Origin of the sequence: Oscillatoria salina IIICB1, assembly GCF_020144665.1 — a bacterium.
Taxonomy (GTDB): domain Bacteria; phylum Cyanobacteriota; class Cyanobacteriia; order Cyanobacteriales; family SIO1D9; genus IIICB1.
The window spans coordinates 1-14,943 of sequence record NZ_JAAHBQ010000049.1 but is presented as its reverse complement, the minus strand read 5'-3'; the positions used below and the strand labels follow the sequence as shown (position 1 = coordinate 14,943).

Annotated in this window: 14 protein-coding genes; 5 read left to right on the top strand and 9 right to left on the bottom strand. The window is 41.6% G+C overall.

Features of this window, described 5'->3' with window-relative positions; all coding sequences use genetic code 11:
• Window positions 1–37 precede the first annotated feature (37 nt).
• Window positions 38–1,483 carry a TIGR03985 family CRISPR-associated protein gene (locus tag G3T18_RS15450; RefSeq protein WP_224411464.1) on the top strand — a complete coding sequence of 482 codons (1,446 nt, stop codon included), beginning with the start codon at window positions 38–40 and terminating at the stop codon, window positions 1,481–1,483.
• Window positions 1,484–1,650: 167 nt separating this feature from the next.
• Window positions 1,651–2,748: a CRISPR-associated endoribonuclease Cas6 gene (gene cas6, locus G3T18_RS15445; protein ID WP_224411463.1), complete on the top strand. Its 1,098-nt coding sequence runs from the start codon at window positions 1,651–1,653 to the stop codon at window positions 2,746–2,748.
• A gap of 170 nt (window positions 2,749–2,918) precedes the next feature.
• Here cas6 and G3T18_RS15440 read toward each other — a convergent pair whose 3' ends face one another.
• The 3 genes from G3T18_RS15440 to G3T18_RS15430 form a co-directional block, all read right to left on the bottom strand.
• Complete coding sequence (locus tag G3T18_RS15440) at window positions 2,919–3,488, bottom strand: PEP-CTERM sorting domain-containing protein (protein ID WP_224411462.1); 570 nt, start codon at window positions 3,486–3,488, stop codon at window positions 2,919–2,921.
• Window positions 3,489–3,744: 256 nt separating this feature from the next.
• Complete coding sequence (gene clpB, locus G3T18_RS15435) at window positions 3,745–6,363, bottom strand: ATP-dependent chaperone ClpB (RefSeq protein WP_224411461.1); 2,619 nt, start codon at window positions 6,361–6,363, stop codon at window positions 3,745–3,747.
• A gap of 522 nt (window positions 6,364–6,885) precedes the next feature.
• On the bottom strand, window positions 6,886–7,878 hold the full coding sequence (locus G3T18_RS15430) for a metal ABC transporter substrate-binding protein (RefSeq protein WP_224411460.1): 993 nt from the start codon (window positions 7,876–7,878) through the stop codon (window positions 6,886–6,888).
• Between the two features lie 95 nt (window positions 7,879–7,973).
• Between G3T18_RS15430 and G3T18_RS15425 the strand changes: the two genes are divergently transcribed.
• The 3 genes from G3T18_RS15425 (at window position 7,974) to G3T18_RS15415 (ending at window position 10,453) form a co-directional block, all read left to right on the top strand.
• On the top strand, window positions 7,974–8,741 hold the full coding sequence (locus G3T18_RS15425; protein ID WP_397333959.1) for a metal ABC transporter ATP-binding protein: 768 nt from the start codon (window positions 7,974–7,976) through the stop codon (window positions 8,739–8,741).
• Between the two features lie 103 nt (window positions 8,742–8,844).
• The gene (locus tag G3T18_RS15420; protein WP_224411459.1) at window positions 8,845–9,696 is read left to right on the top strand and encodes a metal ABC transporter permease; all 852 of its coding nucleotides are present in this window, start codon (window positions 8,845–8,847) and stop codon (window positions 9,694–9,696) included.
• Between the two features lie 250 nt (window positions 9,697–9,946).
• Window positions 9,947–10,453 (top strand): transcriptional repressor, encoded by a 507-nt coding sequence (locus G3T18_RS15415; RefSeq protein WP_224411458.1) that lies wholly within the window; start codon window positions 9,947–9,949, stop codon window positions 10,451–10,453.
• A gap of 28 nt (window positions 10,454–10,481) precedes the next feature.
• Here the strand turns inward: G3T18_RS15415 and G3T18_RS15410 are convergent, their stop codons facing one another.
• From G3T18_RS15410 to G3T18_RS25905, 6 genes are all read right to left on the bottom strand, one after another.
• Window positions 10,482–11,396 carry an ion channel gene (locus G3T18_RS15410; protein WP_224411457.1) on the bottom strand — a complete coding sequence of 305 codons (915 nt, stop codon included), beginning with the start codon at window positions 11,394–11,396 and terminating at the stop codon, window positions 10,482–10,484.
• Window positions 11,397–11,488: 92 nt separating this feature from the next.
• Entirely contained in the window at window positions 11,489–11,941 is a 453-nt protein-coding gene (locus tag G3T18_RS15405) for a SufE family protein (RefSeq protein WP_224411456.1), read from the bottom strand.
• Between the two features lie 81 nt (window positions 11,942–12,022).
• Window positions 12,023–12,751 (bottom strand): DUF2382 domain-containing protein, encoded by a 729-nt coding sequence (locus G3T18_RS15400; RefSeq protein ID WP_224411455.1) that lies wholly within the window; start codon window positions 12,749–12,751, stop codon window positions 12,023–12,025.
• Window positions 12,752–12,883: 132 nt separating this feature from the next.
• Window positions 12,884–13,726, bottom strand: a complete 843-nt coding sequence (locus tag G3T18_RS15395) for a DUF2382 domain-containing protein (protein WP_224411454.1) — start codon at window positions 13,724–13,726, stop codon at window positions 12,884–12,886.
• Between the two features lie 252 nt (window positions 13,727–13,978).
• Window positions 13,979–14,686, bottom strand: coding sequence for a TIGR00266 family protein (locus G3T18_RS15390; protein ID WP_224411453.1), 708 nt, complete (start codon window positions 14,684–14,686; stop codon window positions 13,979–13,981).
• A gap of 85 nt (window positions 14,687–14,771) precedes the next feature.
• Window positions 14,772–14,939: a hypothetical protein gene (locus tag G3T18_RS25905; protein ID WP_224411488.1), complete on the bottom strand. Its 168-nt coding sequence runs from the start codon at window positions 14,937–14,939 to the stop codon at window positions 14,772–14,774.
• Between the last annotated feature and the right edge of the window lie 4 nt (window positions 14,940–14,943).

Genomic DNA, 14,943 nt, shown 5'->3' with positions numbered 1-14,943 from the left:
CAATCGATCTGAACTATCTCAGTAACTTGACAAAAAATTGAGCGATCGCTATCTCCCAACACCACAAATCTTACAATGGCTAGCCGCAGGACAACTAGCAAACCGCTTGCAACGTTCGGTGCGTCTGTGGAAGCTGGTAAACTTACTTTATAGCGAAAAAACTAATTGGGCGAGTAAATTACCGCAAACATTCACTTATCCGCGACTACGGGAAATTCTTTTCGCCTCTAGTCATCCTACCAGCGATCGCCTAACCGCAGCCGAAATGACTCAGCGTTGTTGGGACCATAAATGTATCTGTCATCAGTCGATGTCAGATTTACTTTTTGCTCACCATAGCAACCTGAATACCTTACAATGGCAAACAGAAGTAATCTCGATGACTGGATTAACCTCAGTAGAATTACAGCAAAATCTCGAAGAACATCCTTTTGCTACCGTTCATCGTACCCTCCGCGACGACCTCAAACATTTGTCTCAACTCGGTTGGTTACAAATTCCCAACCAAGGGAAATATCGTTGCATACCTGTTGAAGAATGTCCCACTCCTCCTCTTCCACTTGAGACGAAACTGCAACTCGATCGGCTTACGACAAACCAAGCTTGGGAACTATTGCGCGTGTTAGAATCAGTTTCATTTATTCAACCAAGTTTAGCGATCGCCATCGACTCACTTTGGCAACAACTTACAGAAACTATACCAAAACAACGTTACCAAGAACCAAAACAGCGTATTTTTATTCACCTTAACTACATTCTTACCTCTGAAAAACAAGACCAAGTAGATAACTATCAACAACAACTTGAAGAACTTTGGCATCATCCCTCCGGTGGAGTTATTCAGTTTGAAACTTGGGTAGCCAAAACTGAAACCAAAATCACCGTCACCACTTATCCTGTTTGTTTACACTACCTCAGCCGCGCCAAATATCTCAGTGCCTACGGACAAAATCCCGATGGTAAAATAGGCTGGCACAACTATCGTCTCGATCGCTTCGTTTCTCCTCAGTTAAAAATCATCCCTTGGGAAGATCCCCAAATTCCTCGACCTCTTCAACAACTAAAAAATAACCATCAATTACCTACTCCCGAATACATCAAGCATAAATTAGACGAAGCTTGGGGATTTAACTTTTATCTTCCTTGCGAACTGCTAATTTTGCGTTTTCCAGCTAAATTTGCACGTTGGTACGTGGAAAATACTTTTCGACATCCAACTTTTAAAGCAATTGACTATAGCAACTTAGGATCATTAATTAATCGAGAAATTTCTGACCCCCAACAGTGTCAAGAAATCATTAAAATAATCTTACAACGAGATCCTAACGATGCTTACTACCAAGCCTGGATACGCACCGAAGATATTAACGTTTTGATGCGTTTGCGCGAATGGCGACCAAATGGAGAAGTAATTGCACCTATCTCTTTACGGAAAACTCTCGCCAGGGAAGCTAACCAAGAATTATCTAATTATCAACTATAGCTGGTTGTCAAAAACAAGAGCGAATTTCTTGTGGAAGTATCCTTTTCTATCAAGAAAATTTGTCGGCAACTTTTCTAGGAATGGTACTGAAACTGTTAAACTGATACAAGAATCTCCCGTCAAGCTAAGCTCTGATAGGAGAGTGTCAACTATCTTTTCCAGTTTCAATGGCGCAAACCAAAACCTCCCTAACTAATCTTACTTGGTCGGAGCAAACCGAGCTAGTCGGGTTAGTTTTGTCAGTTGTACCCCAAACCAACGCAACTTTATTTCCTCAGTATACAATCGGTTTGCACGCTTGGTTTTTAGACCAAGTGCGTCAATTAAATCCGCAACTATCTCAATATCTCCACGATGGACAATCAGAAAAACCTTTTACAATTTCCGATTTAGAAGGAGAAATCAATACTCAAGGGAAACAGTTACAGCTAAAATCAAAGCAAACTTATCGTTGGTATGTAAACGCCCTTTCAGTGGAACTAGTCGAGTGGCTGAAAAAATGGTTAGAAAAAGTACCTGCAACCATCGACTTACGCAGCGCGCCTTTAGAAATTATACAAGTAGCGATCGCCAATCCTCCCACTACCTACCAACATTTATTATCCAGCAAAACACTGAAATCTCTCAATCTCAGCTTTATTTCTCCTACCAGCTTTCGACGCAAAAAACATCACTTTCCCCTACCCTTACCGAGAAACGTTTTTCACAGTTATTTACGACGCTGGAACGACTTTTCTAACTTACCTTATCCCCAAGATGAATTTCTCGACTGGATAGACGAATATGTCTTAATTAATCGCCATCAATTACAGACAACTAAAGTAGCTGCGGGAAAGCGAGGAACAGTTACAGGTTTTGTGGGTGCAATCGAATATAGTCTCGCAAAAGCTGCTTTTGAACAACCAGAATTTGTCGATCTTTTTTCTGCACTAGGACAACTCGCACCTTACTGCGGAACCGGACATAAAACCACTTTTGGCTTAGGACGAACTAAACTCAGTTGGACAGAAAATACTCCGTCAATTGAAAGTTTAGCAGTAGAAACTCAATTAGCACAACGGATTGAAGAATTAACTACCAACTTACTAAAAACTCAAAAGCGAACGGGCGGAACGCGCGCTTTAAATGTCTGTCAAACGAGAGCGACGATTTTAGCTAGACAAGAACGAGGAGAATCTTTAAAAAATATTGCTTTAGAGTTAGATATGTCTTATGAAACTGTGAAAACTTACGCGAAAATTGCCCGCAAAGCTTTAAATAGTTGATAAGCGAAATTGAGAATTATTAAAGTAATATCAAATCCGGAAGAATGACCATAGAATAAAAAGAGCGACCAAGATGGTTGCACTACAATATTAAACCATTTCGCCTAGTGCGGGCATCTTGCCCGCTATATGACTGATTAACCGGATTTGATATAATTAAGAAAAATTTATTATTCAGCCTTTTTCAGCTTACTACCTTTCCGATGAGAAGCAATCCCCAAAGCACCCACAGCTAAAAGACCTAATAGAGAAGCTGGTTCCGGTACAGAAGTAACATTTTTCGCAGTAAGCTGCCATCTTTCTGGGTTATAATTGTCAAAAGTATTGCCATAGGAAAAACCACTAGAGTAGGCAGGAGTACCGAAAAGGCTACCGCTACCCTCAAATAGGAAACCATCGGAACAATTTGAAGTCCCGCAGGCAATAATATCCATTACCGAACCACTGAAGCTAACAGTTGGGACTCCAGGAGTTCCTGTCAAAAATTCAAAGAAAGATTCAATTAATGTTAGTTCCGGACCGAGTACATCATTGAAGCTAGCCATACTAATTTCCGAAACAATAACTGTATCATTATCTGCTTGGACTTCCCCTTCTAACATCCCACTGAGGATATCTCCGTTTTGTAGGGTGTAGGAAAAGTTGAAGCTAGCAGCTTCAGCAGAGTTAGCTATTGCTCCTAAGCTGAGGACAGTACCAGTAGCAGCAGCAAAAGCGATTTTAGTAAGTGGAGTCTTCATCAGAGAATTTACTTCCTTCGACTTAGTGTTTTCACTATTATGCCGAGTATAACAATCGTCTTTTTCCGAGTAAATATTTAATCGAGAACTTCATCAAAACAATATATTAGCTTCATCAAAATAACATAATTAAGAATAATTACTTAAAGTACCCACAAAAGACCGATTAGAAGAGCTGATTCCGTACAGAAGTAGAGGCTTTCTCTCAACTATTAAATAACACTAGAGACGTTGCTGCAACGTCTCTAGATTGTTTCTAGGAGGTTAACATCTCAACTGGTAAGCGTTTGAAGACTAATCTTTCGTCTTCGACATCGACGAAGATAGTATCATTTTCTTTAAATTCACCGCGCAAAATTGCTTTGGCGATCGCTGTTTCCAGATACCTTTGTACTGCTCGTTTTAAAGGTCGCGCACCGTAAACTGGATCGTAACCGATTTCGGCGATATACTCTAAGGCATCGTCAGCGAGTTTGAGAGAGATTTTTTGTTCTGCTAAACGTTTTTCGAGATGTTTGATTTGCAGTTTGACGATATCGCGCAATTGTGATTTTTCCAAACTGTGGAAGATGATAATTTCGTCGATGCGGTTGAGAAATTCGGGACGGAAACTGTTACGCATTGCTTCCATAACGCGCGATCGCATTTCTTCGTATTTTTCCTCGTCACCGGAGACGTCTTGGATATACTGCGAACCAATGTTACTGGTCATGATGATAATCGTATTTTTGAAGTCTACGACATGACCTTGGGAATCAGTTAAGCGTCCGTCATCCAAGATTTGCAGCATGATATTGAACACATCTGCATGGGCTTTTTCGATTTCGTCGAATAAAATAACCGAATAAGGACGGCGACGAATGGCTTCGGAAAGTTGTCCCCCTTGTTCGTAACCGACGTATCCCGGAGGCGCACCTAAAAGCCGGGAAACGGCGTGTTTTTCCATATATTCGGACATATCGATGCGAACTAAAGCTTCTTCGGTATCAAACAGATTCGCTGCTAATGCTTTCGCTAACTCAGTTTTACCAACACCTGTAGGTCCGAGGAAAATAAAGCTAGCAGTGGGACGATGGGGGTCAGCCAAACCCGCGCGCGATCGCTGAATTGCATCTGCAACTGCGGTGACTGCTTCTTCTTGTCCAATTACGCGCTGATGTAATTCTTCTTCGAGATGCAGCAGCTTTTCTTTTTCTGACTCAACCAGTTTAGAAATTGGGATTCCCGTCCATTTGGAAATTACTTCCGCAATATCCGACTCAGTAACTTCTTCACGTAGTAAGGATTTACCCGTAGTCTGCATTTCTTGCAGCTTATTTTCCGCTTCTTTCGCTTGACGTTGTAAGTCAGTCAACTTACCATAACGCAATTCCGCAGCGCGATTCAGGTCGTAATCTCGTTCCGCTTGTTGAATTTCCAAATTAGTTTGGTCGATTTTTTCTTTAATTTGGCGAATTCGGTCGAGATTTTCTTTCTCTGCTTGCCATTGTCCGTTAAGCTGGCTTTGTTGTTCCTTGAGGTCGGCTAACTCTTTTTCGAGTCTTAATAACCTTTCTTGGGAAGCGCGATCGTTTTCTTTTTGCAAAGAAAGACGTTCCATTTCTAACTGAAGAATTTTGCGGTCAATTTCGTCAAGTTCTTCGGGTTTGGAGGTAATCTCCATTTTCAATCTAGCTGCGGACTCGTCTACCAAGTCGATTGCTTTATCAGGAAGAAAGCGATCGCTAATATATCGATTTGACAAAACTGCGGCTGCAACTAAGGAATTATCCGCGATTTTCACACCGTGGTGAACTTCATAACGTTCTTTCAAACCGCGCAAAATCGAGATTGTATCTTCGACGTTGGGTTCACCGACGTAAACTTCTTGGAAACGACGTTCTAAAGCAGCATCTTTTTCGATATACTTGCGATACTCATCCAAAGTCGTCGCACCGATACAACGAAGTTCGCCACGAGCTAACATTGGTTTAAGTAAGTTACCCGCATCCATTGCACCTTGGGTTGCACCAGCACCGACAACGGTGTGAATTTCATCAATAAACATGATGATATTTCCTTGGGAGTCGGTAACTTCTTTGAGAACTGCTTTTAAGCGTTCTTCAAACTCACCGCGATATTTTGCACCAGCAATTAACGCACCCATATCAAGGGCGATTAAAGCGCGATCGCGTAACGATTCTGGCACATCACGACTGACAATTCGTTGTGCTAATCCTTCAACAATTGCGGTTTTTCCTACTCCTGGTTCGCCGATCAAAACTGGATTATTCTTCGTTCTCCGCGAAAGAATTTGAATTGTCCGGCGAATTTCTTCGTCGCGTCCAATGACCGGATCTAGTTTACCTTCTTTTGCCAATTGAGTTAAATCGCGACCGTATTTTTCTAATGCTTCGTATTTACCTTCTGGATTTTGATCTGTCACTTTTTGACTACCTCGAATTTCTTTAATAATTTCCTTCAGTTTATTTTCTGTTAAGCCAAATTCCTTAAATAATTGTTTGCCAAAACGGTCATCTTTGGCATAACCTAAAACAAAGTGTTCGACAGAAATATATTCATCACCAAATTCTTGGCGATAACCATCAGCGCGGTCTAATAAAGTATCTAAACTTTTCCCTAAATACACCGAACCGTTAGTATTCGCCACTTTCGGCTGACGATTGAGAAATTCCTCAGTGCGATCGCGCCATTTTTGGACGCTTGCACCTGCTTTATTAAAAATGCTGGTAGCTAGTCCCTCTTGTTCGAGGAGAGACTTCATTAAATGTTCGCTTTCAATTTGTTGATTGCGATTTTGTTTCGCAATATCTGGAGTGCGAACAATTGCTTCCCAGGCTTTTTCAGTAAATTGATTTGGATTTGTTGGTTGCATTTACTTTCACCTCTTTTCTCTTGCTTTAATTAGTTTTTTTCAAAGTAGCCAATATGAAAAAATATGTTTTAGTAGTTGACAAATTGGTGTTTTTGTGAGCCAATATAGTTAGGTTAATAATTAACAATCCTCATTCGCGATCGCCTAGATTTTCGGGTAACAGTAAGTTACAGCAACAATTATCGCCCGACTACTTGCTAAGAGGATGTATGGGAGCGAAATCGCCTGACTTGATGTTATTGTAGTAAGTTTTACCACGAAAACGGTGCTGGAAAACACTACCACCAGAGGGTTGGTTTCCGCAACGAGGAGTTTGTATTTCGCGCAGCGCACGCACGCATTAACGCTACCATTGTCTAACCTAACCCCCCAACCCCCTTCCCTACAACCGAAGGGGGAGTAATTAATCCTTGGAAATACTTAATCTGTAGCAATTCTTCTCCCCTCTCCTTTCAGGAGAGGGGTTGGGGGAGAGGTTATCATAAATGTTGATTTACCTACCAACTAGAGGAGGAATTACCCTTACAGTGGACTATATTCGCCTCCTAATCCTTCGACGATCGCACGAGTATTAGCGATGAGCATTTCTGCATAGGTTTCTACTTCGCTTCCTTTGCTTCCTGGTCCAGCAGCGTACAAAGGTTGCTTGGAAATGTTCACATTTGCTTCTCTAGAAATTGTTTCTAGTACGCTAGGATTAGTGGTCGCTTCAGCGAAAATTGTTGGTACTTCGGCTTGTTTTACGGTTCCGACAATTTCTTTTAATCTGGCTGCGCTTGGTTTGGTTTCGGAAGAAATTCCTTGTATGGGTTCGACTTCTAAACCGTAAGCTTGAGCGTAATATCCAAATGCGTCGTGAGTGGTGACGAGTTTGCGTTGCTGAATGGGAATTGTGGCTATTTGGTCGCTAATCCAAGTGTCGATTTCAGTTAGTCTCTCGGTTAATTCTGCGGCGTTTTGTTGGTAGAGTTGGGCGTTTTCTGGGGCGAGATTTTCTAAGTTTTCGGCGATACTCTGAACTATTTTAATGCCATTTTCGGCATCATGCCAAACATGAGGATCGCTAACAAGTTCTTCTTCGGTATTTACTTCTTCTTCCTCATGATTGTGTTCCTCGTCGTGATGATGTTCGTGATGTTCTCCTAGCAAAGGATTGGGTACAGCTTGTTCATAAATGGCGATTTTTTCAATTGTACTGCTGGTAGACTCAATTAAAGCAATCATTTTTGCTTCTAACTGATAACCACCATATAAAATTAGTTGCGCTTGGTCGATCGCTGCGCGATCGCTTGGGGTGGGTTCGTAGCTATGGGGATTTGTTCCTGGTTCGATTAAACAGTTTAATGTTACTGTGTCTTGGGCTATTTTTTCTGTTAAGTCGCAAAGTAAGCTTGTTGTCGCTATTACTTGCAGTTTCTCTGTTTCCCCGCTTTCTGTCTCTACAGTATTACATCCAGCAAAAGCAACGGCTAATGTAGTTAATCCTACACACCCAATTCTTTTCCACTTCTCCATTTTCTCACTCCAAGCAAAATTTATTTTAGAATGATTCTCATTCTATTACTTTTTGCCAGTGCGAGTGAGAATCATTTTCGTTCACAATAGAGAAAGTGAATCCCACTGATATTCCTAATCACCAGAGGAGCGATCGCTCGAATATGCTCGAAATCCGTAACCTCACAGTCAAATATCGAGGCACTTGCGCCCTTGAGAGTGTAAACTTTATCATTAAACCCGGACAATTAATCGGTTTAGTCGGTCCCAACGGAGCCGGGAAAACTACTCTGCTCAAAGCTATGTTGGGTTTGTTACCACATTCTAGTGGAGATGTCAAGTATAACGAGAGAGGTTTCGCAAATCAATTAGCAAAAGTAGCTTATGTACCGCAGCGATCGCAGATTGACTGGAATTATCCAATTTCCGTGAAAAACGTAGTCATGCTAGCGCGAACCCGACACCTAAAATGGTGGAAAAATCCCTCGCGTCAATCGCAAGAAATTGTCAAAGACGCACTGAAGCGAGTGAATATGTGGGAGTTGCGCGATCGCCAAATTGGACAACTTTCCGGAGGACAACAACAACGAGTATTTCTCGCACGTTCCTTAGCCCAACAAGCAGAAGTATTCTTTTTTGACGAACCTTTTAACGGAGTTGATATCAAAACCAAAGATATTATTCTGACTATTTTCAAAGAACTCAAAACTGAAAACAAAATCCTCTTAATTGTCAGCCACGATTTAGGAGAAACTTTAACTTACTACGATCGCTTATTATTACTAAATAAACAATTAATTGCTGTTGGTTCCCCCCAAGAAGTATTAACCAAAACTAACTTTCAAAAAGCCTACGGTCACGACCTCAGTTTAGTCTCCGCCTAGTAGAGACGTTGCATACAACGTCTCTACACCCCTAATCCCCAGCGTAGGGGCAAACCCCCCGTGGTTGCCCTCCCAATCCCCAATCACCAATCCCCAATAAAAAATGAATTGGCTAATCGAACCAATTATCACTTTTGAATTCATGCGAAATGCCTTAATAATTTCAATTTTATTAGGCATAGTTTGTGCAGTAGTTGGTAGTTATTTAGTTGTAGAACGCCTGAGTTTACTAGGTAATGTGATTTCCCACGCCGTCTTACCCGGACTATCAATCGCCTTTTTTCTAGGAATTAATCTCGAATTTGGCGCATTTATTGCTGGAACCTCAAGCGCTCTAGTTGTAGCTTGGATTCGCTCTCAATCTCCCGTCAATGTAGACGCAGCAATGGCAGTAGTATTGTCGGGCTTTTTAGGCTTAGGAGTAATGCTAATTAAACTGTTGCGAACTAACACAATTGACCTGAGTTCAATTTTATTTGGCGACATTTTAGGTGTTACTCCAACCGACTTAGTTCAAACGGCGATCGCCACGCTGATCATTTTGATTTTAGTCAAAATGTTTTACCGCGAATTGCTTTATTATACCTTCGATCCTTTGGGCGCTCAAGCCTTTGGCTTACCAGTAAATTTAATTTATTTTTGTTTGATTGCTGCCGTCACTTTGACAATTATTGCCAGTATGCAAACCGTGGGTGTTTTGATGGTTATCTCCTTATTGATAGCTCCAGCTAGCACAGCTTATTTATTAGTCAAAGAATTACACCAAATGATGTTATTAGGTTCAATAATTGGTGTTTTGGGTAGCGTGAGCGGGATGTACTTAAGCTATTACTTAGATTTACCATCCGGACCAGCGATCGTTTTAGTAATTTTTGCTTTCTTTTTCCTAGCTTTTTTCTTTAGCCCCAACCACGGGATTTTGCTGCGTTATTGGAGAGGGAAGGATGGGGGATGAGGGAGACTTGGGAGACAAGGAAGACAAGGGAGACAAGGAAGATAAAGGGGACAAACTGATAACTAATAACTGCTCACTGGTAACTGCTCACTGCTCACTGGTAACTGTTCACTGAAATCCCCAGTCCCCAATTTTCAATAGAGATCGATAAAAGACTGCGAGTAATTGTCAATTAGTAGTGTTTGTTGAAAATAAGTAGCGATCGCAATTATCATTGTCAATAAAGAGAGATACCTGAGAGGATTTCGATATGCCTCCGTATACAGCCACGTCGCTGAAAGCCGAACTCAATTCACGAGGTTGGCGTTTAACCCCACAGCGAGAAACCATCTTGCATCTGTTTCAAAATCTGCCGAGAGGAAATCATCTTTCAGCAGAGGAAATTCACAATTTGCTGGAACAACGAGGCGAAGCAATCAGCTTATCCACGATTTACCGCAGCGTCAAGCTCATGGCACGCATGGGCATTCTACGGGAATTAGAGCTAGCTGAAGGACATAAACACTACGAACTCAATCATCCTTATCCCCACCACCACCATCACATGGTTTGCGTTCAATGTAATAAGACGATTGAATTCAAAAACGACTCGATCTTGAAACAAAGTCTCAAGCAGACAGAAAAACAAGGATTCCAGCTTATCGACTGTCAACTAACAGTCATGGCAATTTGTCCAGAAGCCTTACGCATGGGTTGGCCCTCCGGACTACCCAGTAATTGGTGTTGTTCTCGCACTATCTCAGAAAGTGAAGAATAAAGTTTCTTAATTAGCCATAAAAATAGAGCTACAATTTATTCTTACCCTCAGATGGTAAAGGGATAACCTCGTTAAAATGAGTTAAATCAAGCTTGTAGTCTTTACCATCTGTAGTTCTCGAAAAAATATCGACAAAACGCAGATTCCAGAAAATATCTTCAACTCGATAAGAATAACGAGCGTGGATAGTTTGGGAAAAAGTCTCATCTAGCCCAGTGAGAGTGACGAGAATTTCCGCATCCCAGTCAATGAGAAGATCGGTTGTTACTTGAAAAAGAGGACTATTTTCATCGATGGGGTGCATAACCATCCACGTTAAGCCAAAGATCGGTGTTTGAGAACGAAGTAACTGGAGATCGTAAAAGCGACGTAATTGGATTCCTTCTGGCGATACTTCATTACGCAGGAGACTGACTCGAATTTGTCCTTCCAAAATGCGGTTATCGCGTTGGTTAGCGGTGCGAAACATCAAGGTAGGAACGCCATTAAAAGGACAAATTACGGCAACTCGGCTGAAAATTACGCGAGCAGTGGGTCGCGAGAAACGAGCAAACATCAGTCCAGTTGCCATTGCTACGCCTAAAAGACCAAATAAAGCCTCGATAGTAACTAAAAAATTAGCATACCAAGTTTGAGGGGACATAGCGCCGTAACCAATAGTTGACATTGTTTGGACGCTGAAGAAAAAAGCATCAATCAACGAACCTGGTTGAGCATTGGTAATGCTATTTTCTTGCAAGAGGTAAGCAAAAGCAAAGCAAAGATTGATTATTAAATAGGAGAAAACGATTAAAGCGAAGAATTGAAACCAGGAAACAATTAGTAGTCTGTGGTAGAGATCGTTCCAGTTAAATTGAAAAGGTTGGGAAGTGGGAATTCGGTATTGTTTCAGCTTACTACTACCCAAACCCATAGATTTGCGCGGACGACGCTGTGATGACATTAATTATCAAAAAATTAATCTAGATATTTAACAGCCCGCTTCTGCGGGCTTTGTTAGTCAAACTGTGACTTTAGTCGCTTGGCGATAAACTCCTAATTATTTTCTTGACTAGAGGTTGCTATTTGAAAACCAAGAGCTTTTTTCTTCATGGTTTGGAAGATATTGTAAAAGCCGTTAGCGCGGGAAGGAGTTAAGCTGACCTTCAGTCCAGTTTCTTCAATAAAATCAGGAGTAACTTGTAAAATCTCTTCTGGAGTTAAACCATTCAACCCTTGAATTAGAAGAGCAACTAAGCCTTTTACCAGTTGTGCGTCAGAATCTCCGTGATACCAAACTTTCCCGTCTTCTAAATCGGCAGTGATATAAACCTGAGAAACGCAGCCGGAGACTTTGTTTTCTGGAGTTTTGTCTGCTTCTGGCATTGCATCGAGTTTTTTCGCATACCAGAGCAGTTGTTGATAACGCTGCTTTGGGTCCGATCGCCGCTTGAAGCGTTGCACAATACGATCGAGGTTAGCGGGTAAAGGTTGGGCAGCCGTTGACATAGCAAGAGGAATTCACTTTCTACAAAAACTATATCTAAATCCTAACAAGCAAGAGTCCAACAGCGAAGCGGCGATCGCGCTTTATTTCCCGGTACAGCGATCGAACATTTGTTGATAAGTTTCTTTACGTTCTGGGTTATTGAGAACAATTTCCACGCGCACCGCCGCACAACCGTGATTTTTATCCAGCGCGATCGCTGCTAACAAGTCACTGGCTGCTTTCGGAGAGATAAATTCGCCTCTAACTGTTGCTTTACCTACTTCAACACCAGTAACTTCGCCTTCACCTAAATCGATTTCCGCTAGTTGTTTGTTTTCCGCTCCCACTTGTTCGACAATTAACTTTTCCCGATGTACGGGAACTTCTACCATTCGGGTTTCGATTTCTTTGCGAACGACAACTTCGCCCACTTTGTGCTTACTGCGTTCGACAATTAGCTGTTCTGCTAATAAACGAATAATCCGATCTGATTCTGTTTCCAGATTTTCTAATTCGGAAGTAGAAGTATAAGATGTGCTGTCAGAAATTAATTTTTGATTTTCTTCTACGGGTTTGCTCAACAAAATTCGCTTATTCCGATCGACTTTTTCAATTAATGTTCCACTTAATAAAAACTGATTTTTGTTGCCATTCCCTTCTGGTGGTAATAAAACCAAGTTAAGTTTACCGTTATCCTCTCGTTGTAAATCTTGAACCGTACCGATTAATTTTCCTGGTTGGGTTTGTACCAGAAAACCTTTGAGCTCTTTTTTTAACTTTTCTATTAAAATAGCTGCCTTTTGTCGATCTTCTAGATTTTGATAATTCACTTTTTCACTCCAGAATTTAATTTAACATTTTTGTGAAAAATACACAGGTAGAGCAAATGTTTGTTGCTCTCACCTGCGTTATTTCGTGACTGTAGCAGCCACAAAAAGCGGCTGCACAAATTATGTCTTGGTTTACCGCTCGCGGCGAACGGTAGGATTTCCTTCCACATCTACATCTAACTCTTCACGACGTAGTTTTTCTTGAGCAGTTACGGTGTCGCGGTCTACTTCTTTGCGGACGTTAACTTCTTCGCGAACAAAGGCTTCTTTACCAATTTCTGCTTCTTCTTCGTATACTTCCATCCGTGCTACTTCACCTTCTTTGAAGTCAACACTACCGGGAGCCACTTTTTTCCCAGCCTCCGTAGGGGTGCGACGCTCAACGACAACGCGCTCGCTTTCTACGGGTACAGAAGCTTTCGCAGTTTCAGTTTCTACTTTTTTACCAACTGCTACTTCACCAGCTTTGTAGCGGTCTTTGTCGGAAATCAGACGCTCTTCATACAAGCGTAACAAGCCATGATCCCGTTCATTGGTGTCGTAAAGTTCGCGATCGCGATCGTATGTGTAGTTATCGTGAGTATAGTTGGTAGTGGTTGCCGTGGTAGTTGCTGGGGTGCGATAAGCTTTTCTGACGCGCTCTTCGTAGTCGAAGTCAACGGTCATGTCGTCTCTATACTCTGGTAAAGCTTCTGCTTGGTCTTTACTGGTCAAACTCAGAGCATAAACGTTGCCGCGATCGTAATCGATGCGAGAATTACCAATGGGAAGTAATACTTTTTTCCCAAAAATCCAAAAGCCTGTGTCGATTACGAAATAACGAAAACGACCAGTTTCATCAACTAAAGCGTCGTGAACTGTGCCGATTTTTTCGTTGGTTGTGCCAGCATAAACATCAAAGCCTTTGATGTCTTTACCGTTAAATATTTCGCGTTTATAATTAGGGTAATAATCTGCTACTTTCGCAAGTGCCATAAATTATTTTCTCCAAAATTCATCTCTTCACTTTTCACACTAATAAATAAATAAGTTTGCTTCATCTCGCTATCGAGAGATAGAGTTTGTCTTACCTTCGAGAGAGGAGGTACTTATTGATTGCGAGTAAAAGTAAAGAAACCCGCTCTAGTTGCGGGTTTCTCTGGTTTCATTTATCTAGTGGGGATTGGGGATTGGAGGAGGAATTACACGATAAACTGTTTACTGATGAGTGGTAAATGTGGCTACGCGCTAGCTGGTGCTACTAGGTGTGGGTAGATGAGCGAGAATGCGATCGGCTAGTTTAGAGAAAGGCATACTTTGTAAGTACAGTTTTCCTGGTCCAGTTAAGTTGGCTAAAAACAAACCTTCACCACCAAACAAAGCATTACGAAAACCACCAACAAATTGAATGTCGTAGTTGACAGACGGCGAAAATGCCACAATACAGCCAGTATCTACACGAATTCTTTCACCAGGCATTAAGTTTTTTTCGATTATTGCACCGCCTGCGTGGACAAAAGCAAGTCCGTCACCTGTTAATTTTTGTAAGATAAAACCTTCTCCACCAAAAAAACCAGCCCCGATGCGTTTAGTAAAGGCGATATCAATATCAATACCTTTGGCTGCACAAAGGAATGAGTCTTTTTGACATAAAAATTGACCTCCTACCTTTGCTAAGTCTAAAGGAATAATTTGACCGGGATAAGGCGCAGCAAAACCAACGCGAGATTTTCTTGTGCCACTGTTAGCGAAGGTAGTGATAAAAAAACCTTCTCCGGTTAGCATTCGTTTGAAGCCGGAAAAAAGACCGCCACCTGTATTGGTTTGCATCATTATGCCGTCTTCCATGTAGGTCATTGTACCAACTTCTGCTCGCACTCCTTCGCCTGGATCGAGTTCAATTTCTACGAGTTGCATATCGTTCCCGTAGATTTGATAATCGATTACGTCAGCCATAAATCACCTGATTTCTAACTTCTTAAGATTGGGTAGTAGCAAAAAGTTGAGTCTGACTCGCGCTACTGCTACGGTGATAGCACAATTATTTCAGATTGTATCGAGTGATAAATTTTTCGGTAACTTTACGCAAATGGTTGTCGAGACGTGCTGATGCTTCTTGGGCAATAGTTTCTGGTACGCTACCATAATAAGCTTGGGCGATACCTCCGGCGATACAAGCGATCGTATCACTGTCGCCACCAAGAGAGATGGCG